Source organism: Falsihalocynthiibacter sp. S25ZX9 (assembly GCF_041205405.1).
In the GTDB taxonomy this organism is placed as follows: Bacteria; Pseudomonadota; Alphaproteobacteria; order Rhodobacterales; family Rhodobacteraceae; genus Falsihalocynthiibacter; species Falsihalocynthiibacter arcticus.
Map to the genome: position 1 here is coordinate 1 of NZ_JBGFCD010000211.1, position 309 is coordinate 309.

Here is a 309-nt window from a genome sequence, read left to right on the forward strand (position 1 = left end):
CCCCGCGAGAGAACTCGGCGTGCAATAGTTTTTTTGCGGCGGCGTCTTTTCTGGCCTCTTCCAAAAATGCATCGACGCAATCAATCCCAAGAACCCGCCCCTTGGGCCCAACACTCTCTGCTATTTGGAGCGACATATCTCCCCATCCGCACCCGACATCAAGAACTGACATCCCTTCTTTAATGGGCAAGTTTGGAATAACTGCTGCGGAATGGCGTGACAGCCCCCCTTGGATGATGTGCCGATATTTTGTAAATTTTGGCTCTAGGACAGAGTTCCAAAACTTCACAAAATCTGTGTCGTCTCTGT

At 50.2% G+C, this 309-nt stretch carries 1 protein-coding gene; it reads right to left on the minus strand.

Annotated features, from left to right (window positions below; all coding sequences use genetic code 11):
- The coding region (locus AB9F29_RS21955; protein WP_369757255.1) for a cyclopropane-fatty-acyl-phospholipid synthase family protein at positions 1 to 309 on the minus strand (309 nt) is incomplete at both ends.